At 70.5% G+C, this 22,410-nt stretch carries 21 protein-coding genes; 8 read left to right on the top strand and 13 right to left on the bottom strand.

Annotated elements, in window-relative coordinates; translation table 11 throughout:
- Positions 1–29 precede the first annotated feature (29 nt).
- The gene (locus tag ACIBB8_RS03160) at positions 30–1,481 is read left to right on the top strand and encodes a peptidoglycan D,D-transpeptidase FtsI family protein (protein WP_398948689.1); all 1,452 of its coding nucleotides are present in this window, start codon (positions 30–32) and stop codon (positions 1,479–1,481) included.
- Positions 1,482–1,712: 231 nt separating this feature from the next.
- On the opposite strand, the gene ACIBB8_RS03155 is transcribed toward ACIBB8_RS03160, so the two are convergent.
- On the bottom strand, positions 1,713–3,071 hold the full coding sequence (locus ACIBB8_RS03155; protein WP_398948688.1) for a S28 family serine protease: 1,359 nt from the start codon (positions 3,069–3,071) through the stop codon (positions 1,713–1,715).
- 411 nt (positions 3,072–3,482) lie between these two features.
- Between ACIBB8_RS03155 and ACIBB8_RS03150 the strand changes: the two genes are divergently transcribed.
- The 3 genes from ACIBB8_RS03150 to ACIBB8_RS03140 all read left to right on the top strand — a co-directional run bounded on the left by ACIBB8_RS03150 (position 3,483) and on the right by ACIBB8_RS03140 (position 6,496).
- A complete protein-coding gene (locus tag ACIBB8_RS03150; protein ID WP_398948687.1) occupies positions 3,483–4,715 on the top strand; it encodes an MFS transporter in 1,233 nt (410 codons plus the stop codon).
- A gap of 308 nt (positions 4,716–5,023) precedes the next feature.
- On the top strand, positions 5,024–5,254 hold the full coding sequence (locus ACIBB8_RS03145) for a hypothetical protein (RefSeq protein ID WP_398948686.1): 231 nt from the start codon (positions 5,024–5,026) through the stop codon (positions 5,252–5,254).
- 36 nt (positions 5,255–5,290) lie between these two features.
- Positions 5,291–6,496, top strand: coding sequence for a TerD family protein (locus ACIBB8_RS03140; RefSeq protein ID WP_398948685.1), 1,206 nt, complete (start codon positions 5,291–5,293; stop codon positions 6,494–6,496).
- A 124-nt stretch (positions 6,497–6,620) separates the two neighbouring features.
- Here the strand turns inward: ACIBB8_RS03140 and ACIBB8_RS03135 are convergent, their stop codons facing one another.
- The 5 genes from ACIBB8_RS03135 to ACIBB8_RS03115 all read right to left on the bottom strand — a co-directional run bounded on the left by ACIBB8_RS03135 (position 6,621) and on the right by ACIBB8_RS03115 (position 13,221).
- Positions 6,621–6,851, bottom strand: coding sequence for a hypothetical protein (locus ACIBB8_RS03135; RefSeq protein WP_037711258.1), 231 nt, complete (start codon positions 6,849–6,851; stop codon positions 6,621–6,623).
- 78 nt (positions 6,852–6,929) lie between these two features.
- Complete coding sequence (locus tag ACIBB8_RS03130; RefSeq protein ID WP_398948684.1) at positions 6,930–8,510, bottom strand: TROVE domain-containing protein; 1,581 nt, start codon at positions 8,508–8,510, stop codon at positions 6,930–6,932.
- Positions 8,511–9,007: 497 nt separating this feature from the next.
- A complete protein-coding gene (locus ACIBB8_RS03125; RefSeq protein WP_398948683.1) occupies positions 9,008–10,459 on the bottom strand; it encodes an alkaline phosphatase PhoX in 1,452 nt (483 codons plus the stop codon).
- A 209-nt stretch (positions 10,460–10,668) separates the two neighbouring features.
- Entirely contained in the window at positions 10,669–12,126 is a 1,458-nt protein-coding gene (locus ACIBB8_RS03120) for a hypothetical protein (RefSeq protein WP_398948682.1), read from the bottom strand.
- Positions 12,127–12,507: 381 nt separating this feature from the next.
- On the bottom strand, positions 12,508–13,221 hold the full coding sequence (locus tag ACIBB8_RS03115) for an antibiotic biosynthesis monooxygenase (RefSeq protein ID WP_398948681.1): 714 nt from the start codon (positions 13,219–13,221) through the stop codon (positions 12,508–12,510).
- A 297-nt stretch (positions 13,222–13,518) separates the two neighbouring features.
- Between ACIBB8_RS03115 and ACIBB8_RS03110 the strand changes: the two genes are divergently transcribed.
- Entirely contained in the window at positions 13,519–13,962 is a 444-nt protein-coding gene (locus ACIBB8_RS03110) for a GNAT family N-acetyltransferase (protein ID WP_398948680.1), read from the top strand.
- A 15-nt stretch (positions 13,963–13,977) separates the two neighbouring features.
- Here the strand turns inward: ACIBB8_RS03110 and ACIBB8_RS03105 are convergent, their stop codons facing one another.
- Complete coding sequence (locus tag ACIBB8_RS03105) at positions 13,978–14,628, bottom strand: DUF4232 domain-containing protein (RefSeq protein WP_398948679.1); 651 nt, start codon at positions 14,626–14,628, stop codon at positions 13,978–13,980.
- 207 nt (positions 14,629–14,835) lie between these two features.
- Between ACIBB8_RS03105 and dapA the strand changes: the two genes are divergently transcribed.
- A complete protein-coding gene (gene dapA / locus ACIBB8_RS03100; RefSeq protein ID WP_398948677.1) occupies positions 14,836–15,738 on the top strand; it encodes a 4-hydroxy-tetrahydrodipicolinate synthase in 903 nt (300 codons plus the stop codon).
- 204 nt (positions 15,739–15,942) lie between these two features.
- On the opposite strand, the gene dapD is transcribed toward dapA, so the two are convergent.
- Both dapD and ACIBB8_RS03090 read right to left on the bottom strand, forming a co-directional pair.
- A complete protein-coding gene (gene dapD, locus ACIBB8_RS03095) occupies positions 15,943–16,929 on the bottom strand; it encodes a 2,3,4,5-tetrahydropyridine-2,6-dicarboxylate N-succinyltransferase (RefSeq protein ID WP_398948676.1) in 987 nt (328 codons plus the stop codon).
- An 88-nt stretch (positions 16,930–17,017) separates the two neighbouring features.
- Positions 17,018–18,253 (bottom strand): MFS transporter, encoded by a 1,236-nt coding sequence (locus ACIBB8_RS03090; protein WP_398948675.1) that lies wholly within the window; start codon positions 18,251–18,253, stop codon positions 17,018–17,020.
- Between the two features lie 117 nt (positions 18,254–18,370).
- Between ACIBB8_RS03090 and ACIBB8_RS03085 the strand changes: the two genes are divergently transcribed.
- Entirely contained in the window at positions 18,371–19,240 is an 870-nt protein-coding gene (locus ACIBB8_RS03085) for a winged helix-turn-helix transcriptional regulator (protein WP_398948674.1), read from the top strand.
- Positions 19,241–19,296: 56 nt separating this feature from the next.
- On the opposite strand, the gene ACIBB8_RS03080 is transcribed toward ACIBB8_RS03085, so the two are convergent.
- Together ACIBB8_RS03080 and ACIBB8_RS03075 are read right to left on the bottom strand one after the other, a co-directional pair.
- Positions 19,297–19,833, bottom strand: a complete 537-nt coding sequence (locus ACIBB8_RS03080) for a TetR family transcriptional regulator (RefSeq protein WP_366692925.1) — start codon at positions 19,831–19,833, stop codon at positions 19,297–19,299.
- Positions 19,833–20,153, bottom strand: a complete 321-nt coding sequence (locus ACIBB8_RS03075) for a DMT family transporter (RefSeq protein ID WP_398948673.1) — start codon at positions 20,151–20,153, stop codon at positions 19,833–19,835. The genes ACIBB8_RS03080 and ACIBB8_RS03075 overlap by 1 nt, the downstream gene beginning before the upstream one ends.
- 227 nt (positions 20,154–20,380) lie before the next feature.
- On the opposite strand from ACIBB8_RS03075, the gene ACIBB8_RS03070 reads away from it, so the two are divergent.
- Positions 20,381–21,412, top strand: coding sequence for a hypothetical protein (locus ACIBB8_RS03070; protein WP_398948672.1), 1,032 nt, complete (start codon positions 20,381–20,383; stop codon positions 21,410–21,412).
- Positions 21,413–21,601: 189 nt separating this feature from the next.
- On the opposite strand, the gene ACIBB8_RS03065 is transcribed toward ACIBB8_RS03070, so the two are convergent.
- Both ACIBB8_RS03065 and sufU read right to left on the bottom strand, forming a co-directional pair.
- The gene (locus ACIBB8_RS03065; protein WP_037691711.1) at positions 21,602–21,949 is read right to left on the bottom strand and encodes a metal-sulfur cluster assembly factor; all 348 of its coding nucleotides are present in this window, start codon (positions 21,947–21,949) and stop codon (positions 21,602–21,604) included.
- The gene (gene sufU / locus ACIBB8_RS03060) at positions 21,946–22,401 is read right to left on the bottom strand and encodes a Fe-S cluster assembly sulfur transfer protein SufU (RefSeq protein ID WP_358860178.1); all 456 of its coding nucleotides are present in this window, start codon (positions 22,399–22,401) and stop codon (positions 21,946–21,948) included. Before sufU ends, ACIBB8_RS03065 begins: the two co-directional genes overlap by 4 nt.
- Positions 22,402–22,410: the final 9 nt, after the last annotated feature.

The raw sequence follows: 22,410 nt of genomic DNA, 5'->3' as shown, positions 1-22,410 counted from the left end.
CGGACGCCGTCGCTCGTCCCCCCAGTGGGATGAACAGAACAATCAGGCACACCGCGGTCTTCTGCCTGCTGCTGGTCCTCGCCCTGCTGGGGCGGGCGACCTGGGTGCAGGCGTTCCAGGCCAAGGCGCTCGCAGACAACGACCACAACCGGCGGAAAACCATCGCGCAGTACGCGCAGCCGCTCGGTGACATCATCGTGGCCGGATCACCGGTCACCGGATCGAAGAGGACCCAGGGCAGCGATCTCGCGTACAAGCGCACGTACACGCAGGGCGAGCTCTATGCCGCTGTCACCGGGTACAGCTCGCAGGCGTACGGCGCCACCCAGCTCGAGGGGATCTACAGCCATGTGCTCGACGGCACGGACGACCGGCTCAAGAACCCCGTCGACGTGGTGACGGGCAAGCAGACCGCGCCCGGCAGTGTGCTGACGACGATCGACCCGGATGTGCAGAAGGCGGCGTACGAGGCGCTCGGCAACGACAAGGGCGCGGCCGTCGCGATCGACCCCGCGACCGGGAAGATTCTGGGAATGGTCTCCACCCCCTCGTACGACCCGTCGAAGATCAGCGGGACGAACGACGGCGACATGTGGCAGAAGCTGCTCTCCGACCAGGACAAGCCGCTGGTCAACCGTGCTCTGCGGCAGCCGCTGGCGCCCGGTTCGACGTTCAAGCTGGTGGTGGCGTCGGCCGCGCTGGAGGACGGTCTCTACGGCTCCGTCGACGAGCCTACGGACAGCCCCGACCCGTACACGCTGCCCGGCACCACCACGGTCCTGAGGAACGAGAACGCGTCCGCACCCTGCGAGAACGCCACGCTGCGCACGGCGCTCCAGTACTCCTGCAACAACGTCTTCGCGAAGGCCGCCGCCGATCTCGGCCAGGACAAGGTGCGGGCGATGGCCGAGAAGTTCGGCTTCAACACGCAGAAGCTGGATGTCCCGGTGCGCGCCTCGGAGAGCGTCTACCCGTCGGGGATGGACAAGGCGCAGACGGCGCTGACAGGCATCGGCCAGTTCGAGGTCACCGCGACCCCGCTGCAGATGGCCATGGTCTCCTCGGCCCTCGCCAACGGCGGTGAGCTGGCGGCCCCGCACATGGTGTCGAAGGTGACGGACTCCAAGGGCAACACCCTGCAGGACTTCGCGGACGGCGACACGAAGCGGGTCGTCTCCGCCTCGACCGCCGAGCAGATGCGCAGCGCGATGGTCACCGTCGTCGAGCAGGGCACCGGCACCAACGCCCGGATCGACGGGGCGGAGGTCGGTGGCAAGACGGGCACCGCGCAGAACGGCGTGGGCAACAGCAACACGCCGTACGCCTGGTTCACCTCGTACGCGAAGTCGAAGTCCACCGGCAAGGAGGTCGCGGTCGCCGTGGTCGTGGAGGACTCGGGCTCGGCCCGCTCGGAGGTCAGCGGCAACGGGCTGGCTGCGCCGATCGCGCAGAAGATGATGAAGGCGGCGCTCAAGGGGTGAGATAGCCGGGCGCGGAGGGCCGGCTGCGTCTGCCAGGATCCGGATCATGGCCTCGAGCAGCGCGACGCTCCTCCACTTCACATCAAGCCGTGCGTCCGCTGCGCGGGCGACAGCACGGGTGTCGAGCCGGCCGAGACGGGCAGCGGCCCCGACGGCACGTACTGCCGCTGCACCGCCTCGGACCTCACTACGACTGACCGGGGTCACCGATCGGCCGCGGTGGGTGGGACGTCACTGGCCCGCCCACCGCTTCACGGTCGCCTCGGCAGCGGCCCGGTCCTCGGGATTCAGCTTGGAGATCAGGGCGCCGTGGTTGCTGTTCGGTGCCTCGAAGAGCATCGAGTCGTGCTTGCTCGGCTTGAACCGCTCGGCGCTCCACGGGTCGTTCTGTCCGTAGACGAACATCATCCGCTCGCCGCGAGTGGCGACCCAGCGGTCGACGTCCTTGATGGTGCGCCCGTCGTACCCGACCCGCATGCCGGCGGGAAGCACCGAGTTGGGCTGATAGATGCCGGGGTAGTGCCGGACGTCGGCCAGATGCTTGAACTTGAGGTCGGCCCAGCCCAGTTGGGCGGCGGCCTGCCGGTAGTACGGTCCGCTGCCCTCGGCGCCGTTGCCCTGGTCGGCGTACGGGCTGAGTCCGTGCCCCAGCGACCAGGTGTACAGCTCGTCGTCGGTGGCGGTCCTCGCGTCGGGGATGGCCGGGCAGTCGGTGTACGTACCGCTCTGCCAGAAGTTCCACACCTGGTCCAGTACGGAGAACTCGTAGGCCCGGTCGGCCGATCCGAGGTAGTGGAAGGTGAGGCCCTGCTCCTCGGCGGTGGCCTCGAAGCGGGGCAGCATCCGGTCCCGCCGGACCAGCATCTCGCGCTGCACGGCGTTCAGGGCGGCCCGGCATTCGGGGGTGCCGACGGTCTCGAAGAACTTCTCGTAGCCGCTGTCGTCGTTGTTGGCGGCGTCGTTCGGTGCGACGTACGCGACGACCGCGTCCAGGTCGTCCGGGTAGAAGCGCTCGTGGTAGACCTGCGTCATCCCGCCCTTCGACGCGCCCGTGCCCAGCCACTTGGCCCCGTAGATCGTCTTGAGGGCCTGGACGACCGCGTGTTCGTCACTCGCCTCCTGCTGGACGTTCAGGTCGTTCCAGTCGACCGTCGCGGGTCGGGACTGACTGAAGTAGCGGTGCTCGATACTGACCTGGTTGGCGTCGAGAAGCCTGGTGATCTCGCGGGTGGAGCTGGAGAGCGAGTAGCCGCCCGTGTAGAGAACCATCGGCGCGGTCTCCGACTTGTGCCAGAGCGTGAGGCGCTGCTCGAACGTGCCGCGGTCCGGGTGCTCGTGGTCGATCGGCTGGGTCAGCGTGAGGGTGTAGTAGGGAAATCCCTCCTTGGTGGTCTGCGAGACGACCGTGAGTCCCGGTATCCGGTCCAGCCGTTCGCGTATGCCGGTGGCCTGGGCAGTCGCCTCGGCGGCGGAAGAGGTGGGGCCGGCGGACGGGATGGGAGCGGCGGCGGTCGCGGCCGTGCCGGTGAGCAGGCTGGTGGCGGCGACGAGCCCGGTGCAGAACAGGGCGGGAAGCAGTGAGTGACGCAACGCGGAATCCCCTCGGACGGGTGTGGTGCGATGGACACGACGGCGGCATATTAACCGCTTGCCACAACCATGTGATCACTTCGCACCGAGGGGATCCGTGGGCCGGTGGACGCCCAACGACTGTTGTCCGGAAAGGTTGTTGACGATTCGCCGGTCAGCGGGTGGGCGACACGGTGGTGCTGCCTCTCTGCCAGGGGAGGGACCGGCGACGGGGCGCGGCCCGGACCGCCGCCGGCCCCGGCCGCCGCGGTGTCGGCCGTGACGTGACGGACGTCCGTGTCAGCTCTTGTTCTGGTCGTCGGAACGTCCCGCAACCCCGGTGTAGGGCATCTGCCCGATGTCACGGCCCGCCCTTAGTCGCCAGCATGAGTCCGTAACGGAACCGCAGGTCAACGAGGTACGGGGAGCGCAATGACAGGGTCGGCGGCAGGAAAGGTGCTGCGGGACCGCAACGCCGGGCTGTATCTGACGGCGGTGGTGGTCTCCGGCTTCGGGACATCCGCGATGTGGCTCACCGGCGGGATCTGGGTCAAGTCCCTCACCGGGTCGAACAGTCTCGCGGCGCTCGCCGTGTTCGCCATGTGGCTTCCTGTGCTGACCGGTCCCGCACTCGGCGCGGTCGCCGACCGGGTACCCCGCAAACCCTTGCTGATCTGGGCGAATCTCACCATGGCAGGGCTGCTCACCTCGCTGCTCGCGATCGATTCGGCGGGGCGGATCTGGATCCTCTTCGCGGTGCTCGTGCTGTACGGGGTGAGCGGTGTGCTGATGGACGCGGCCGAGTCGGCGCTCGTCGCGCACACCGTCGCTCCCCGGCTCCTCGGCGACTTCAACGGGTTCCGGATGATCGCGAACGAGGGCATGAAGCTCCTCGCACCACTGACCGGCGCCGGGCTCTATGCGCGGTTCGGCGGCGGCGCGGTGGCGCTTCTCGACGCGACGTCGTTCGCCCTGGCCGCCGGGGTCTACGCACTGCTGCGGGTACAGGAGCCGGCCCGGCCCGTCCGCACGGACCGGCGCGGCGAACTGACGGCGGGGATCCGGCAGGTGTGGGGGTCACCGGTGCTGCGGCCGCTGGTGCTGGCGGGTGCGGTGACGATGCTGTGCGCCGGGCTCAACGGAGCCGCGCTCTACGCCGTCATCGACGACGGGCTCGGGCACTCCCCCACGTACGCGGGTGTGCTGTACGCGGTGCAGGGCTGCGGGTCGATCGCGGTCGGGCTGCTGGCCGGTCCACTGCTGCGGCGCCTGCCGGAGCGGGTGTTCACCGCGGCCGGGATCGCCCTGTTCGCGCTGGCGGTGGGGCTGCGGGCGCTGCCGTACGACGCGGTGGCGCTGGTCGCGAGCGTCGCGATCGGGGCGGGGCTGCCGTGTGTGCTGATCGCCGCGATGACGGCGGTGCAGCGGGAGACGCCGGACGCCGTGCTGGGCCGTACGAGCGCGACCGCCAACTCACTGATGATGGTGCCGAACGCGGTGGCGCTGGCGCTCGGCGCCGGGCTGGTCGCGGTGCTGGACATCCGGGTGCTGCTGCCACTCATCGGTGCGGCGGGCCTGCTGACAGCGGTCCTGCTGGTCACGGACCGGCGGGGGCGGCTGACGGGCACCGCCACCGGTCCGCTTCCGTCATCGACCGAGGCGTGAAAGAGCGGGAGGCCGTGCGGGGCGTCGGTACGCGAACTCGAACAGGATAACCCGGACCATACCCACCTCAGCGGACACTTCATCACCAACCCGCCGATCTGGCCGTACCGACCCGGCCGGCCGGAGGAACGAAGGGGCAGGCCGTGCCTGGGGGAGACGGACCGGGCTCCCTGAAGAACAGGAGAAGGAGGAGGCCCGGCTCCTTGTCCGTTCTGCGCGGCCGTGGTCCCCCGAACGCGGTGCGCTCGCCCACGCGCGGCAGGATATTCGCGCGACACCGCACCCGTGACCGGGCAGGATGCGGTTCCATGCCGAAACCATCCGGATTCCTGTACGAGCAGCACGCCGACGCGAGCGTCACCCTCACCCACCACAGCCGCCCCGCCGGAACCCTGCGCGGAAGCCGGGCGGAGAAGTTCCTCGCCGAGGTGGCGTCCGGGGACGCCCAGCTGGTCATGGCCCGCTGGACCGGCGCGTACAAGCACGGCAACGAGCGGGCGGCCCGCAGCCACCCCCGTAACCAAGCCGGCCGAAGGTAAGGGAACGGCAAAGCGAGGTCGTTCGTTACCCCGTGCATGACCGCTATGACACCTGGCTCGAACATCCCTCTCTCCGCCGCCCGTGTGGCGGTGGACGTCGCCGCGCCGGTGCGGCTCGACGTCTCGGGCCTGCTGCTCACCGTCGACGGCAAGGTGCGTTCCGACGACGACTTCATCTTCTACAACCAGCCCACGGGCCCGGGTGTGACCTACCGCTCAGGCGGCGGCACGGCGCCGGACGCGATCGTGGTGGACACCGCTGCGGTGCCGCCCGGCATCGAGAAGATCGTCGTCACGGCCAGCCCGGACGCGGCGGGCCAGACCTTCCAGGGCATCGAGCCCACGGCCACCCTGCGCAACGCGGACGACGGCAGCGTCCTCGCCACCTTCACCCCGCCCCGGCTGGGCGCCGAGACGGCGCTCGTGGTCATAGAGGTCTATCTCCGCAACGGCGCCTGGAAGGCCCGCGCGGTCGGCCAGGGCTATGCGAACGGGCTGGCCGGCATCGCCACGGACTTCGGTGTGTCGGTCGAGGAGGAGCCGGCCGCGCCGCCCGCGCCGGTCGCACCCCCGGTACCCGCCGCCGCCCCCGTGGACCCGCGGATCGCCGCTCCCCCGGTCCCGGCCGCGCCGCCCGCTGCCGCTCCGGCACCCGCCGGCTCGGGCAGGATCAACCTCGACAAGGGCCGGGTCAGCCTCCAGAAGAACCAGACGGTGTCCCTGGTCAAGGGCGGCCGCCCGCTGCTCTCGCAGGTCAAGATGGGGCTCGGCTGGGAGCCCGCGTTCCGCGGCAAGGACATCGACCTCGACGCCTCGGTGATCGCCTACGGCCCCAACCGGAACCACCTGGACAGCTGCTACTTCGGCAAGCTCTCCATCCTGAACGGCGCGGTCAAGCACTCCGGTGACAACCTCACGGGCGAGGGCGCGGGCGACGACGAGGTGATCGTCGTGGACCTCGGCCGGATCCCCCCGGAGGCGACCGGGCTGGTCTTCACGGTCAATTCGTTCAGCGGCCAGAAGTTCACCGAGGTCGCCAAGGCCTACTGCCGGCTGATCGACGCGGCGACCGGTGAGGAGCTGGTCCGCTTCGACCTGACCGGCGCCGAGCCGCAGACCGGCGTGATGATGGCGAAGCTGATCAAGCAGTTCTCCGGTGAGTGGGAAATGACGGCGATGGGCGACTTCGTGAAGTCGCGCACCGTCCGCGGCATGGTCAAACCCGCCGCCCAGGCGCTGTAGGGCGGCGAAAAGCCTCCGGCACGGTTTCAGGGGCACCTGCGGGTGCAGGTGCCCCTGAAACCGGAGAGCGTGGCGGAGAAGCGGACACTGCGCGTGCTCGCCGCCTCTCTCGTGAGGAAGGCCGTCAGAGCTTCGTCAGCTTGGAGTACGGGCTCAGGATCCTCCCCTGTCGCCCCGAGAAGTCAATGAGCACTGCGTCGTTGTCGCCCTCGACGGCAAGGACTCGACCGAGTCCGAACTGGTCATGCGACACCCTGTCGCCCACATCGAACAATTCGACCGGTGGGGCCGCCTGGGCCGGGCGGTTGAAGGGACTGGAAGGCAGGTGACGCCGGGATCCGGCTGACTGTTTCATTACCTTGAGTATGCGCCCTGGGAACGCCCGGCGCCATGCCCGACCACTCCTGGGGGCGCACTGATGCCGGATTCTTCATCAGCGATTCCAGGGCCAGTCGGCGTCCCTGCCCGCCTCCAGCAGGGGCACCATGCGGAATGCCGCGTCCGAAAGCCCCCCGAAGGTGTGGCGGTTCGCGCTTCCCGACGGGGCGTGACCGACCTGATATCCGGCCAGATTCCAGGTGTAGACGGGCACATCGGACGGCACGGCCGCGGTGGCGTCCACGGCGCAGGAGAACGACGCCTGCTCGTCGGTGACGATCAGTACCCGGTCGTGCTTCCGGAAGTGCCGGCGCACCGCCTCCGCGGTGTTGGTGTCACCGAGATCACCGAAGCGCTCCAGGACCTTCAGTACGGATTCACCCTTCCCGTACTCGACCGGTGCGCTGTTCGTGCCGAACTGCACCAGATCGGCCTCGTCGGCCCGCAGCGCCAGCGCCGCACCGAAAATCGCGGCGGCGTCTGCCCGGTTGAGCCGGGAACGGTCCGAGAGCGGCGACCACATCGAGCCCGAGCGGTCGACCAGGATCAACGTCCGCCCCCGCAGGGCGGGGACATGAGCCAGCGAGTGGCCGAGCGCCTGCTCCAGCGGGTAGGCCCAGCGCAGCGACGGAGCGTGCCGGTACGCCGCAAGATAGCGGAACGGGAACTGCCGCGATGCGGCGACCACGGCCGGGTCGGAGATCTTCGCCGCCACCTGGGCGGCGATCTCGTCCGAGACACCGGCCTCGTCGAAGTTCCGCAGGTTGCGGACGAGTGCCATCGCCCCCATCGACGGGATGACCGCCTCCCAGGCCGCGGCGTCCATCGGACCCTGCAGCCAGCCCGCGAGGGCCTCCCACGTCAGGCCCGCCGCGGCCAGTCGGTCGGCCCCGCCGGGTGCGGTCACGACGGCCCGCCGCTCCTCGACCGGCAGCTCCATCAGCGCCCGATGGGCGGTGAGGATGCGGTTCGAGGCGGGCAGAACCGCCACCTCCGGGTGGTGCCTGCGATCGAGCGCGTAACGGAACAGCTCGCCCTGCCCTTCCTTTTCCGGGTCGGGCGCGGCGTGTACCAGGTTCAGGATGTCGCCGAAGCGGTAGCCCTTGGACGCGGTGTCGTATTTCAGCAGCGACGTCGCGTGGTAGAGGCGGCGTACGGCATCGGCGATCCCGCGCTTGACGGGCTTCGGCACAGCGCGGCCGTACCGCGAGGTCCAGTACCCGAGCAGTTCACCGGGCTCGTCGGCGCGCAGCAGGACGGAGTCGACGACCTGCCGGTTGGACGGTCCGTCCTCGGCACCCGCGTCGAGCCGCGCCTTCACGTACTCGGCGGCGCCGACGATCGACGCAGTCCGCATTCCGCCCTCGCGGCGCAGCCACCCCAGCAGACCGGCGGTCCACTCGGGGTCGCCGACGGCGAGGATACGTACCAGCTCCGCGAAACGGCTGTCGCGCTGCTCGGCGCTCTCGTAAAAGGTCTGCTGCGAAACAACATTGGCGACCGCGAGCAGAAAGAGCTCGGAGCGGTTGTCGCGAAGATATCCGCGGCCGCCCTGACGGGTGGGCGCGGTACGCCCGGTGGACTGCACGGGCGAGGCGACACGGGGCTTTGCGGTACGGGTGTTGAAGCGGGTCACGATGAATTCCCCCGAATTCATTCGGGGAAGGAACAGCGCGTGCGGTACCCGAGATCAAAAGTCGGCGAGGGCCTTTCTGATGCTCTGCCCAGTTGAGCTACCGGCCGCGGCCGGACGGGACGTGCACCCACAACCGTCAGTTCACATGAAGGAGCCGTCGCCTGCGCACCGGGCACCACCGGCGCTGCGCCTCCCGAGATCAGAGTCGGCGACGGCGGAACTTGTTTCGAAGAAGTAGCCGCAGCCTGCGCACCGGGAGGTGCATGCAGTTCGTGAGGTTGTCTGTGACCAGAGATCGGAGTCGGCGGAACCGACGAGGGCGTTCCTCCCCTGAACCTCACCGGTCGGAAAACCGGCGGCGGGAATCGAACCCGCGATCTCCCCCTTGGAAGTAGGTCCTGCCTTCGCACCTGGACACGGACAGCACCCTAGAGGATCAGCCTCCGGACGCACCAAGGCTTTTCATCGGGGACCCAAGAGCAGTCCGCACGGCGTCATTACCGGTTCGGCTGGCGCTTCCACGGGCCGGTGATGGCGAGCATGATGCCGGGCGTCTGGATGTTGGCGAACAGCGTCTTCCCGTCAGGCGAGAAGGTGACCCCGGTGAACTCGCTGTACTCCGGCTTCTCAGCCGTGCCCGCGTTCAGCTCGTTGCGCGCGATCGGGTACGTACGGCCGCTCTCGGTCGCCCCGAAGAGGTGCTGGATGCCCTCGCCGTCCTCGGCGATGACCAGACCGCCGTACGGCGAGACGGTGATGTTGTCCGGGCCGTCGAACGCGCCGTCCTTCGACGGGTCGGCGTTCACCCCGAGGAGCACCTTCAGCGTCAGCGTGCGGCGCTTCGGGTCGTAGAACCAGACCTGGCCATCGTGCTGGACGGGGCTCTCCGCGCGGGCGAACGAGGAGACGATGTACGCGCCGCCGTCGCCCCACCACATGCCTTCGAGCTTGCGGGCACGGGTGACGTCCTGGTTGCCGAACTGCTTGCGCACGGAGACGGTCTTGGCGTCACGGTCGACGACGTCGACCCAGTCCACGCCGTACACGGTGCCGATCTTCGTGGCGCGGGACAGGTCGTCGACGAACTGTCCGCTGCTGTCGAAGCACTTGATGGCCTGGAGGACACCGGCGTCGTCGGCGAGTGTGCGCAGCTGGCCGCGGCCGTGCTTGAAGCCGTGCGGCGGGACCCAGCGGTAGAGCAGCCCGTTGGGACCGGCTGCGTCCTCGGTCAGGTAGGCGTGGCCGCGCTTCGGGTCGATGACGACGGCCTCGTGGGCGTACCGGCCGAACGCCTTGATGGGACGCGGGTCGCGGTTGGCGCGCTTGTCGTACGGGTCGACCTCGAAGACGTAGCCGTGGTCCTTGAGCAGACCGTTCTTGCCGGCCCTGTCCTCGGTCTCCTCGCAGGTGAGCCAGGTGCCCCACGGGGTGGCGCCACCGGCGCAGTTGGTGGACGTGCCGGCGATGCCGACCCACTCGGCCGTGTGGCCGTCGCGGCGGGTCTCGACGACGGTGCAGCCACCGGCGGCGATCGGGTCGTAGACGAGACCCTCGGCGAGCGGGACCGGGTGCTCCCAGCGGTCCCGGGTGCCGCTCAGCTCGTGGTTGTTGACCAGCAGGGTGACGCCGCGCGGGCCCTCGAAGGTGGCCGTGCCGTCGTGGTTGGAGGGGGTGTACTCGCCGGATTCCAGCTTGGTGACACCGCTGTGCGTGATGATGCGGTACGAGAATCCGGCGGGAAGCGCGAGCATGCCCTTCGGGTCAGGAAGCAGCGGCCCGTAGCCGGGCTCGTCGTGGTGACCGTGACCGGGGTCGTCGTGGCCCTGCCGGGAATCCTCGGCGGCAAGGGCGCCGGGGGCGGTGGCCAGGGCGGCGACGGTACCCGTCAGGGCGATGCCGGCGCCGGTGAGGGCGGACTGCTTGGTGAATTCCCTGCGCGTGAAGGGCATCACGAACTCCTGGAGCAGCTGGGGCGGGTGGGTTGCGGGCTCACGCTCCCGCCCCTGCGCTAACGGAGGTTGAATTGAAGGCGACTTCGAACGGCACGCTTCCTGTGAACCTTTACGGGGTTACGGCCTGATCCACTCTCTGTCGTGCACCAGGCCGTTACTACCGCCGTGATTTCCTCAGCCGCCCGCCCGGGCCGCCGTGTCCCGCTTCAGCCGCCCGACCGCGACCGCGCCTTGAACGCCGCCTTGCGGGCGTCCTTCGCCTTCTTCTTGTCGCCGTGCAGCCGCCCCATCGCCTCCAGGACGTCCGCCGTCGCGGGGTGCTCCACCCGCCACGCCTGGTCGAAGAAGCCGCTGTGCTGGCCGGACAGCCCTTCGACCAGCCCTTGGAGCTCGTCCAGGTCGCCGGCCGCCTCCAGCTGCGCGGCAATCGTGTCGATGGCGAGCCAGAAGATCATCGACTCCGGCGGCGGGGGCACGTCCGCCGCACCGTGCTCCGCGAGCCAGACGCGGGCGAGGCCGCCCAGCTCCGGCTCGTCGAGCACCGCGCGGACCGCGGGCTCCGCCTCCGCGCCGACCAGGGCGAGGGCCTGCTGGCAGTGCAGCCGACGGAGCGGGGCCTGCTGGTCCGCGCCGCGAGCGGCGCCCAGCAGTTCGGCCGCGGCGCCGTCCGCCCCGCGGCGGGCGAGCCACTGCTCGACTTCGCTGCGGGCCGCCTCCTCCGGGTAGTACGCGACGCCGCCGAGGAGCGCGTCGGCGTCCTTGTCGGCGAGATCGCCGATCGCGGGGGCGTCGACACCGGCCGCCAGCATCCGGGCCCGGATGCCGTACAGACCGAGGGGGGTCAGCTTCACCATGCCGTACCGGCTGACGTCCTCGTCGTCGGCGGGCGGCTGCGCCCGGTCGTCCTCCTCGACGAGCAGCGCCTCGTCCACCGGCTGGTAGGCGACGAGCCCGATCGGTTCGAGGAGCCGGAACTGGTCGTCGAGGCGCATCATCGCCTCCGACACCTGCTCCAGGATGTCGTCGGTGGGCTCGCTCATGTCGTCGGGCACGATCATCGACGCGGCGAGCGCGGGCAGCGGGACGGGTGCCTCGCTGCCGGTGCCGTCACCGACCGTGAGCAGGTACAGGTTGCCGAGCACGCCGTCGAGGAATTCGGCTTCCGCCTCCGGGTCCCAGTCCAGGGCGTCGAGGTCGATCGAGCCGTCCTCGCCGACAAGGTCGGCGAGGTCGTCGAAGAACGGTGCGGTGGCATCGGCGAGCACGGCCTCCAGGCCGTCGAGCCAGATCGCGAGGATGTCCTGCGGGGAGCCGCCGGTCAGCAGCCCCAGCATCTCACCCGCGGACACGGTCCCCTCCGCGTCGTCCTCCTCCGCGTCTCCCTCCGGTTCGTGGACGTCGAGGAGCCCGGTGTCAACCGCGAGCCGCCACGCCTCACTGGCCTCCGCCGCGCCGTCCTCGTCCGCCGCCAGCCCGAGGTGCTCGGCCGCTGCGGGCAGCTGTGCTTCGACGAGCTCGCCACCGGCGCCGACTCGGGTCTCCGGTCCCGCCCAGCGGGCGAGCCGGACTGCGCGGGCGAGCAGCGGCGCGACGAGCGCGTCCCGTGCCAGCTCCGCCTCTGTGTGCAGCCGTACCGGCGGCAGGGTGGGGCGCTCTGCGGACATCAGGTGGTTCTCCTCGGGCGACGGGTTTCAGTCCGGCCGGCAATGGGGGGCGGCGTCACGGAGCTCGGGGACGCACCTTCTCCCGCCCTCATGTGCCGGTCGGTCTCAGGCCGCCCAAGCGTAGACGCTTTTCGCCCGATGCCGCCTGGTTCATGCGACAGACGACGGAGAGCCGACCGGGGAACCCCGACAACTCCCCTGCACAATCAAGGAATTTACCCGTATGGATCTTTCCCGGTGCCCGCGCCGGTCACCGTCCCGGACCGCTCGGCGCCGTCCCGTCCAAACGCCGGCGGGCGGCCCGGCGTAACAGTGGCGTTCCCCATCGCCCCGAGGGCAAGAAGGACGGTGGCGAGCCGTGAGCGGTATCCGCCCGGCCCGCTACCCGTCGGCCCGGAGGCTGAGCGCGGGTGTGTAGCGGTGCACGCCGCCGCCGGATACCCCCGGATAGGACTGCACCCGCTCCCACTGCGGCGTCCTCGACCCGACGCCGTCCCCGGGAGCGTCGAGCGCGCCGATGTGCGCCTGCGCACTGACCCATTCCGCGTAGTTGAGTACGCGGCCCCCGTCCACGCTCACGTGGAAGTGCCCGGACATACCGCCGGGGGCCGGCGCCGGGTCCGTGCCGAGCGCCTCGAACACAGTGTCCACCCAGTCCCGTTGACGCGCCGCGTCCGGCCCGTCGAACTCGACGTCGACGATCACGATGCACCCCGGCTCGCGACCGTCGCCCTCCTTCCGCACCCCGGAGCGGTAGAGCTCGTACGTGTGCGGCCCGAGCCGCCGGATCCCGGGCACGGCTGCGTCGATGTCGGCGTCGCGGGTGTCCCGGCCGCTGCGGACGAACTCCTGCCGGGCGTCCTCGCCGCTCCACTGCGCGTAGTGGAACAGCGTCCTCCCGTCGTCCCCGACGTGCACGGTGTACGCGAGCAGCCCCGGATGCGGCCAGCCCCGGCTGCCCCACGCCCTGCGGATGGCGTCGACGGTCTCCCGCTGCCGCCCGGGGGTGCCGACGTCCCAGGTGCCGGCCTCGACGAGGCCCACGTCGTTGCGGGCGATGTCGGGACGGGACACGAACTGCACGCTCTCGCTCACGGCGATCCTCCTCACCGGTGCACCCCTGCGGTGCACCGCTGACGGCCACCCTGATACGTCAAGTCCGCTTGAGGTCAACCGTTCACGAGTCCCCGGTTCCCCTGACGCCGACGGCGCAGCACATGCAGCACGCCGTCGAGCACCCCGGCCCGACCGTCGTCGTCCCCGCGAGCCCACGCCTCTCCTGCCGCGCCTGTTGAGCGGCATGTCCGGGGCCGCACACCGTGCCGCCCGGTCACGTGGCCGCGCCAATATCCGGCTCCTGACCTCTCCGGCGCCCGTGCCAGACTCCAGGGCATGATCCTGCGCGTCGCCACCCGCCCCGACCTGCCCGCCGTCCTCGCGCTCCTCGCCGACGAGGTGCGGGTCGTCGACCCGGCCTCGGTCGTGGTCGACGAGGCGTACGAGAAGGCCTTCGCCGCCATCGAGAGCGACCCCCGCAACGAGATGCTGGTACTGGTGGACGGCGACACCGTGCTGGGCTGCCTGCAGGTGACCTACATACCGGGGCTCGGCAGGCACGGCGAGGAGCGGGCGCTGATCGAGGCGGTACGGATCAGGGCGGACCGGCGGGGCGGCGGACTGGGTCGGGAGCTGATGAAGCAAGCCGTCGGCCGGGCCCGGCTGCGGGGGTGCGGGCTGGTGCAGCTGACCAGCGGCAAGCTGCGCACGGACGCGCACCGGTTCTACGAGTCGCTGGGCTTCGCCCGCAGCCACGAGGGCTTCAAGCTCGCCCTCTGATCCCCGCCCGGGGCACTACGGGGGCGACACGGCTCGCCAGGCGGTCATGTTCAGCTCATCGAGCAGCCGTACGTCGCTCCCCTCCAGCGGGAACGTGCGCGCCTCCAGCCCCGGAGCCGGCGCGATCGCCAGCGCGTCACCCTCGATGAGGTCGCCGCCGGTCGGGGTGGACACCCAGGCGAGCAGCGCGTTCAGTGCCTCCCCCGGCTGCAGCATGACCTCCTTCGGCCCCCGGTCGGTCCCCATGTACGAGGAGCCCGGGTTCACCGGAACCGGCAGCGGATCGCCCTTGTCGTCCAGGGCCCGCACGGACGGGTAGCCGTCCACCCGGAACGGCTTGCTGCCGCAGTTGGTGAGGGTGAGCGACACGGCCCGGTGGCCCAGCGCCGCTTGCACCTCACCCATGTCCACAACGACGCCGGAGGACGGGCAGTCACCGGTGACGATGGCGCTCGGGGTGGGGGTGGAGCCGGGAACGCCCCCCGGGGACGGCCGGTCGGGAGACGGGGCGATGGCCAGGTCGGACGGATCCAGCTTGTCCGCGTGCACGCCCGGCGTGTACGACGAGCTCGGAGTCGGCTCCGGCTCACCCTCGCCCGCCGGTACGAGAAATCCGGCGCATCCCGACAGCGTCACAGCAAGCGCCCCGGCGAAGCAGGCGGCCACGACCCCTCTCCGCGCGCCGGTGCCCGTCCTGATACCCGCCGGTCCCCGCATACCCGTGCACCCGCCCCCGCATCAGCCTGCCGCGTAGGCGTTCGATCATGCCAGACCGCGGTCCCGGCCCCCACACCAATGGTTGAGCATTTCTACCCCTTCACCTCAAGCAGAACTAAGTAGACCTTCACGGTCAGGGCGGCGGACACTTCGGACATGAGACCCCCTGAAGCCCCAGCCACCCCCGCAGCCCCCTTCGGCCGCGCCCTCTGCGCCATGATCACGCCGTTCACCGCCGACGGCGAGCTGGATCTGGACGCTGCCGGGGCCCACGCCGCCGGTCTCGTCGCCGACGGCTGCGACGGCCTGGTACTCAGCGGCACCACCGGTGAGTCCCCGACCACCACCGACGCCGAGAAGACCGCGCTGCTGCGCGCGGTCCGTGAGGCGGTCGGCGCAGATGTGCCACTGGTCGCCGGGGTAGGCAGTGCGGACACCCGGCACACCATCGAGCTGGCCCGGCAGGCCGAACGGGCAAGCGCGGACGGCCTGTTGGTCGTGACGCCCTACTACAGCAGACCGCCGCAGCCCGCCGTCGAGGCACACTTCAGGCGCGTCGCCGACGCGACCGGCGTTCCTCTGATGCTGTACGACATCCCCGGCCGCACCGGCACCCGCATCGAGCCGGAGACCCTGCTGCGGCTCGCGGACCATCCGCGCATCGTTGCGGTGAAGGACTGCGCGTACGACCTGCTCGGCTCGACGAAGGTGATCGGCGCGGGCTCGCTCTCGTACTACTCGGGCTGCGAGGAGCTCAACCTGCCGCTGTACGCGGTGGGCGCGGCGGGCTATGTGAGTACGGTCGCGAATGTGGCGCCCCGGCAGCTGCGGGCGGTCCTGGACGCTTTCGACGCCGGGGACACCGCCGAGGCGGCCCGGCTCAACCGGCTGACCGTTCCGCTGGCCGAGCTGATGATGTCGTCCGGGCTGCCCGGCACCGTGACGGCCAAGGCGCTGCTCGGCGCCGGACCGGTCCGGGAACCGCTGCAGCCCGCCGGGCGCGAGGCGGCCGACGGGCTGCGGAAGGCGTACGAGGAACTCCTCGCCGCTACACGCTGATGCCGTGACCGGCAGCGTTTGCCCCTGCCGGAAAAAAGCACCAGGAGGGTGCTGAAGATCTTGGCCGGATCAGCGAGCGGCGTCTGGTGCGTGCGGCTGCAAGGCGCCGAAGCGGCCTCATAGCGGAGCTGTCAGGCCGTTTTGGCAACGCCGCAGATGTGCGTGCAAGGCGTCGGGAGCCCGGCCAAGATCTTCAGTGCCCTCCTAGTTGTGGCTGTGCAGGACAGCGTTGAGACCGTCCCACACCGCATTGTTCGGGCGGGCCTCGACGGCGCCGGTGACCGAGTTGCGGCGGAAGAGAATGTTCGAGGCGCCGGAGAGCTCCCGCGCCTTGACGATCTGGCCGTCCGGCAGGGTGATGCGCGTACCCGCGGTGACATACAGCCCCGCTTCGACGACGCACTCGTCGCCGAGCGCGATCCCGACGCCCGCCTCGGCGCCGATCAGGCAGCGCTCACCGATGACGATGCGCTCCTTGCCGCCGCCGGAGAGGGTGCCCATCGTCGAGGCACCGCCACCGATGTCGGAGCCGTTGCCGACGACGACGCCCGCGGAGATGCGGCCCTCGATCATCGACGTGCCGAGCGTGCCGGCGTTGAAGTTGACGAAGCCCTCGTGCATGACCGTCGTACCGGCGGCGAGGTGCGCGCCGAGCCTGACCCGGTCGGCGTCGGCGATCCGGACGCCCTGCGGGGCGACATAGTCCGTCATCCGGGGGAACTTGTCGACCGAGGTGACCTGGAGGTGCAGGCCGTCGGCGCGGGCGTTCAGCCGCACCTTCTCCAGGTCGTCGACGGCGACCGGACCGAGCGACGTCCAGGCGACGTTGGCCAGGAGGCCGAAGACGCCGTCCAGGCTCTGGCCGTGCGGCTGGACGAGACGGTGCGAGAGGAGGTGCAGGCGCAGGTACGCGTCGTGGGCGTCGAGCGGCTTGTCGTCGAGCGAGGCGATGACCGTGCGCACGGCGACGACCTCGACACCACGGCGGGCGTCCACGCCGACAGCCTTGGCCGCGCCCTCGCCGAGAAGGTTCACGGCCTGGTCGGGGGTGAGCCGTTCGGTTCCGGCCGGGCCGGGCCCGGCGGAGAGCTCGGGGGCGGGGAACCAGGTGTCGAGAACGGAACCGTCGCCGGCGATGGTGGCGAGGCCGGCGGCGACGGCGCCGGTGGTGCGGGAAGTCGTGTCGGTCATGACACGAACCTAACCGGCAGGGACCCGCCGGAGCCAACCGGTCTCGCCGGATGGTCGCGGCGGGGCCCCATCCGCCCGGACCACCCGGTCAGCCGGGCTGCACCTGCCGCTCGGGCACCGGAGTCCGCGCCGGCGCCACCACGCGCACCGGCCCCCGCAGCCGCCGCGCCGCCAGCACCGCCACGCCCGCACCGCCGGCCAGCACCGCGCACACCGGCCAGAGCAGCTCGGGCGCGGCCGCGTAGAGCGCGCCGCCGAGCGGCGGGGCCAGCACCTGGCCGCTGATGGACGCCCCCGCGTACAGGCTCTGGAAGCGGCCCTGCACATGGCCGGGTGCCTGGTCGGCGACGTACGCCGTGGCGGTGGACTTGTACAGGACCTCGCCCGCGGTCAGCGACACCATCATGGTGACGGCGAGCAGCACGCCGGCCCCCGGGATCAGTGCCGCGAATCCCAGCCCCACCAGCAGCAGCCCGGTGCCCACGATGCTCAGCGGAGCCCGTCGGCGCAGCGCGTGCGCCACCGGGAGTTCGAGACAGAGGATGACGCCGCCGTTGATGGCGAGCAGCCACCCGTAGAACTGGGCGCTGTGGCCGTGATCGCCGAGGAACACGGGCAGGGTGGAGTACTGCTGCCGGTAGACGAAGTCGACGCAGAGGATGGCGGCGAGCAGCACCGGCACCGCGGGTCTGACCCGCAGCTCCCGCCAGAGCCCGGGCGCGCCGGGGTCGTGCGCCGGCCGGGTGTGTACGGTGCCGCGCGCCGGGAGCACCTTCGATGCGTACGCGGCGAAGAGCAGCGTCCCGAGGCCGTCGGCGACGAACAGCGGGCCGTACGAGAAGCGATCGGCGATCAGCGCGCCGAGCGGTGGGCCGACGGCGAAGGCGGCGTTGCTCGCGGCGCGCATCAGGGCGAAGCTCTGGCGCCTGCCGCCCTCGGGAACGGAGACGGCGACGAGGGCCGCGTTGGCGGCGCGTACGACGCCTGCTGCGTACTGTGCGAGCGGCAGCACCCCGTACACCGCCACGACCGGCAGGACCGGCAGGGTGACGAGCGCCGCGCCGCTCACCAGCGCGCCCATCAGAAGCATCCGGCGGTGACCGTAGTGGTCGCCGAACCATCCGCCGGTGAAGTTACCGGCAACCAGGCCGATGCCGCCGATGCCCGCGATCACTCCGGCCTGCGGCACGGTGAGTCCGCGGGGTCCGGTCAGATAGATGAAGAAATAGAAGAAGGTGAAGCTGACGACTCCGTTGAGGAAGGCTCCCAAGGCCAGCAGCCGTACCGTCCGTGGTACATCCCGCACCATCCCGAAGATCCTCATCCGCAGCGCCTCCCCCAGCGAGTTCCTTTTGGGAACTGACTATGACAGCATGCTTTCTGCGGGTCAATCCGGTAGGGGGTGGCCTCGGCGCGAACAAGAACGGAAGAAGACGAAGTCATGCCGCAGCGCACCAGCCTGTCCGACGCCGACTGTGCGATCGCCCAGGCCCTCGATGTCGTCGGCGACTGGTGGACCCTGCTGATCGTGCGCGACACCGCGCGCGGGGTGCACCGCTTCGACGCGCTCCAGCACGAGCTGGGCATGTCCCGCAAGGTGCTCACCGAACGGCTTCGGATGCTGGTGGACGCGGGCGTGCTGTCCCGGGATCCGTACCAGGACCGCCCCGTCCGGTACGAGTACCGGCTCACCCCGCGCGGCCGCGCGCTGTTGCCGGTACTGATCGCGCTCCAGGACTGGGGCGACACCTGGGTGATGGGAGACGGGGAGACGATGGCGACGGCCGCGGAGGCGTCCAGGGAGGCGGCGCGGGTGCGCGCCCTGGTGGGCACCCGTCTGCCGGAGCTGCAACTCCTCGACTACGAAGGCGTGTTGCGCGATCCGGTCGCCGGCGCCCCGTACACCGTCCTGTACTGCTTCCCCGGCGCGTACGCCCGCCGGGACGCCTACCCGCCGGGCTGGGCCGAGATCCCGGGCGCGCGCGGCTGCACCCTCGAATCCTGCACGTACCGCGACCAGTTGGCCGAGTTCACCGCGGCGGGGGCGACGGTGCACGGAGTGTCCACCCAACGCCCCGACGAGCAGCGGGCGTTCGCGGACGCGGAGGGGCTGCGCTTCCCGCTGCTGTCCGACGCGGAACTGGAGCTGGCGGCGGCGCTGCGACTGCCCACGTTCCGGGCGGCGGGAGTCAGCCGGCTGAAGCGGCTGACCCTGGTGGTGGACCGGGACCGGACGGTCCGCGAGGCGCTGTATCCGATCACGGACATCGCGGCGAGCGTGCAGGCGGCCCTGGCGGCGGTCCGCCGCTGACATCCCGACGGCCGCCCGGGCCGGACCCGTCGGCCGCCCCGGGGCGGCCGACGCGGTCAGCCGATGATGCGCGCCAGCATCTCCCGCGCGTACGCCGCGTCGTAGCTCCCGCCCGTCAGCAGCACCTGCAGACAGATCCCGTCCATCAGCGCGATCAGTGCCCGCGCGGTGGCCGGGTCGGTGCGCCCGGCCAGCAACTCGGCGGTGACATCCGTCCACTCGGCGGCGACCGGCTGCAGCACGGGTCGGCGCAGCGCCGCGAGGTAGAGCTCGTACTCCAGCTCCAGGCGCCCGCGGCCGCCGGAGAACCACTCCCCCAGCAGCCGGGCCAGCGCCTCGGCGAGATCGGCGTCCGGGGCGAGGAGGGCCTCGCTCTCCCGCATGGCCCGGGAGAAATTCTCGTTCGAGCGGCGCAGCGCGGCGACCAGCAGCTCGTCGAGCGAGGCGAAGTGATACGTCGTCGAGCCGAGCGGTACATCCGCCTCCGCGGCGACGGAACGGTGACTGAGCCCCGCGATGCCCTTGGTACCGACCACCCGGATCGCCGCATCGATGATGCGGCCGCGCCGCTCGGGGTCGTACCGACGGATCATCAGTGCGCTCCGCCCAGGTTGAGCACGACCACACCGGCGATGATCAGCGCGATGCCTGCCATCTTGACCAGGTTTCCGGACTCGCCCATGAAGAGGACCCCTATGGTGGCGACCGCCGCCGTGCCGATCCCGGCCCAGATGGCATAGGCGGTGCCCATGGACACCGTCTTCAGGGTCTGTGCGAGCAGCGAGAAGGCAAGCAGATAGCCGAGGACGGTGATGAGCGAGGGCCAGAGCCGGGTGAAGCCCTCGCTGTACTTCATGGCCGTCGTCCCGGCCACCTCCGCCGCAATGGCCGCGGCCAGCAGTCCGTATCCCATGTGTACGAGTGTACGCATCGTTGCGTACGCCCGTACACATAACGTGGTGCGCAGAAGAGATCCACTGCCCCACCAGGAGCGCTACCGTGTCCCGACCAGCACATGGACCCCGACACAACGGAGCAGCAGTGGCGCAGGACGCAGGGTGGGGCGGCGGGCCCGGGGGCCCGCCGTACGGAGGAGCGCCGTACGGAGGACCCCCCGGACCGCCGGGATGGGGCGGCTGGATGCCGCCGCCGAAGCCAGGGGTGATACCGCTCGCGCCGCTGAGCCTCGGGGACATCCTCAGCGGCGCGTTCTCCACGATGGGCCGCTACTGGAAGCAGCTCTTCGGCATCGGTGCGGCCGTGTACGGCGGGGCCGTCGTCGTGGTCGGCGCGGCGGTCGCGATCGCGTACTCCGCCGTCAGCGACCATCTGCACCGGGTCGTCGCGCTCTCCGCCGAGGAGAGCGCGCCCACGGAGGACATCACCCCGCTGGTGATCGCCTTCGGTGCCGTCTGGCTGGTCGCCCTTCTGTCGCTCATGATCGGCACCGCCATGATGTACGCGACCGTACCGGCGGTCCTGCAGGACGCCGTCCTGGGGCGGCGGACCACGTTCGGCATCATCTGGCGCCGGGCCTGGGCCCGCGTACCGGCGGTCATCGGCACGGTGATCCTGACCGGACTGATCACCTTGATCCCACTGGTCTTCATGATGGTCACCATGGTGTCCGCCGTCGTCGCGGCCGTCACCCTGGATGCCGGGTCCGGCGCCGCGGCACTGATCCCGTTCAGCTTCCTCGGCGCCCTGGCGACGTTCCCGCTGGCGGCCTGGCTCTGGGTGAAGTTCTCCCTGGCCCCTTCCGCCGCCGTCTTCGAGGGACAGAGCCCGATCTCGGCGCTGCGCCGCTCCTCGCAGCTGGTGCGCGGCGACTGGTGGCGGATCTTCGGCATCTCACTGCTGGCGCTGATCATGGCGGCGGTGGCGAGCTACATCATCCAGACGCCGTTCTCGTTCCTCGGCCTGTTCCCGGGCATGCTCAGCACAGCGAGCATGGACTCGGACCCGAGCGTCGCGGCCGTCATCGTCGCCGTGAGCGGCTACCTGGTGGCCATGCTCCTGGGCCAGCTGGTCGGCCAGCTCGTCTCGGCGACGTTCCCGCAGCTGGTGATCGGGCTGCTGTACGTGGACCGGCGGATGCGCAACGAGAACCTGGGCCCGGTCCTCGCCGAAGCAGCCGCCGCGTCGAGCACCCGGCACCAGAACCGGGCCTGAGACGGCAGATCGTGGGCGTCGACGATGGTCTGCCCGGCGGTCATGGCCGTCCGCCACACCTCATCGCGAAGCCGCGCTGGTCCGCCGACCGTTGACGGTGTACCAGACGGAGCGGGAGTCGCAACCGGCGGACGAACAACGCCGAACGGCCTCCGGCTCGAGCCGGAGGCCGTTCGGAAGCGCAGAGGATCAGACGTTGAAGCCGAGCGCGCGCAGCTGCTCGCGTCCGTCGTCCGTGATCTTGTCCGGGCCCCACGGCGGCATCCAGACCCAGTTGATCCGCAGCTCGTTGACAAGGCCGTCGGTCGCGGACTTCGCCTGGTCCTCGATGACATCGGTCAGCGGGCAGGCCGCGGACGTCAGGGTCATGTCGAGGGTGGCGATGTTCGCGTCGTCGATGTGGATGCCGTAGATCAGGCCCAGGTTGACGACATCGATGCCCAACTCGGGGTCGACGACGTCGTACAGCGCCTCGCGGACCTCCTCCTCGGAGGCCGGCTTGGTGGTCAGTACTTCTGGCGTACCGTGATCGCTCATGCCATGTTCCCTTCGGACAGCGCCTTCGCCGTCGCGTCCTTCCACGCCATCCAGCTCAGCAGCGCGCACTTGACCCGGGCCGGGTACTTCGAGACACCGGCGAACGCGACCGCGTCCTCCAGCACCTCCTCCATCGCGTCGTCCGGCTCGAGCTGGCCCTTCGACTGCATCAGCTCCAGGAAGGTCTCCTGGATCTTCTGCGCCTCGCCCAGCTCCTTGCCGACCAGCAGCTCGTTCATCACGGAGGCGCTGGCCTGACTGATGGAACAGCCCTGGCCCTCGTACGACACATCGGCGATGGTCTCGCCGTCGTACTTCACCCGGAGCGTGATCTCGTCTCCGCACGTCGGGTTGACGTGGTGCACCTCGGCGTCGCCGTCCCGCAGACCGCGCCCGTGGGGGTGCTTGTAGTGGTCCAGGATCACTTCCTGGTACATCGAATCAAGCTTCACCAGTCAACC

It is taken from the genome of Streptomyces sp. NPDC051286 (genome assembly GCF_044455345.1).
In the GTDB taxonomy this organism is placed as follows: domain Bacteria; phylum Actinomycetota; class Actinomycetes; order Streptomycetales; family Streptomycetaceae; genus Streptomyces.
The sequence above is the reverse complement of the archived record's forward strand: the minus strand, read 5'-3'. Positions and strand labels throughout refer to the sequence as shown.

Bases quoted from the DNA above. Each gene is read 5' to 3' on its own strand.
- ACIBB8_RS03160 (WP_398948689.1), top strand. From the start codon at position 30: ATGAACAGAACAATCAGGCACACCGCGGTCTTCTGCCTGCTGCTGGTC.
- ACIBB8_RS03150 (WP_398948687.1), top strand. From the start codon at position 3,483: ATGACAGGGTCGGCGGCAGGAAAGGTGCTGCGGGACCGCAACGCCGGG.
- ACIBB8_RS03145 (WP_398948686.1), top strand. From the start codon at position 5,024: ATGCCGAAACCATCCGGATTCCTGTACGAGCAGCACGCCGACGCGAGC.
- ACIBB8_RS03140 (WP_398948685.1), top strand. From the start codon at position 5,291: ATGACCGCTATGACACCTGGCTCGAACATCCCTCTCTCCGCCGCCCGT.
- ACIBB8_RS03135 (WP_037711258.1), bottom strand. From the start codon at position 6,851: ATGAAACAGTCAGCCGGATCCCGGCGTCACCTGCCTTCCAGTCCCTTC.
- ACIBB8_RS03125 (WP_398948683.1), bottom strand. From the start codon at position 10,459: ATGCCCTTCACGCGCAGGGAATTCACCAAGCAGTCCGCCCTCACCGGC.
- ACIBB8_RS03120 (WP_398948682.1), bottom strand. From the start codon at position 12,126: ATGTCCGCAGAGCGCCCCACCCTGCCGCCGGTACGGCTGCACACAGAG.
- ACIBB8_RS03110 (WP_398948680.1), top strand. From the start codon at position 13,519: ATGATCCTGCGCGTCGCCACCCGCCCCGACCTGCCCGCCGTCCTCGCG.
- dapA (WP_398948677.1), top strand. From the start codon at position 14,836: ATGAGACCCCCTGAAGCCCCAGCCACCCCCGCAGCCCCCTTCGGCCGC.
- dapD (WP_398948676.1), bottom strand. From the start codon at position 16,929: ATGACCGACACGACTTCCCGCACCACCGGCGCCGTCGCCGCCGGCCTC.
- ACIBB8_RS03090 (WP_398948675.1), bottom strand. From the start codon at position 18,253: ATGAGGATCTTCGGGATGGTGCGGGATGTACCACGGACGGTACGGCTG.
- ACIBB8_RS03085 (WP_398948674.1), top strand. From the start codon at position 18,371: ATGCCGCAGCGCACCAGCCTGTCCGACGCCGACTGTGCGATCGCCCAG.
- ACIBB8_RS03080 (WP_366692925.1), bottom strand. From the start codon at position 19,833: ATGATCCGTCGGTACGACCCCGAGCGGCGCGGCCGCATCATCGATGCG.
- ACIBB8_RS03075 (WP_398948673.1), bottom strand. From the start codon at position 20,153: ATGGGATACGGACTGCTGGCCGCGGCCATTGCGGCGGAGGTGGCCGGG.
- ACIBB8_RS03070 (WP_398948672.1), top strand. From the start codon at position 20,381: ATGCCGCCGCCGAAGCCAGGGGTGATACCGCTCGCGCCGCTGAGCCTC.
- ACIBB8_RS03065 (WP_037691711.1), bottom strand. From the start codon at position 21,949: ATGAGCGATCACGGTACGCCAGAAGTACTGACCACCAAGCCGGCCTCC.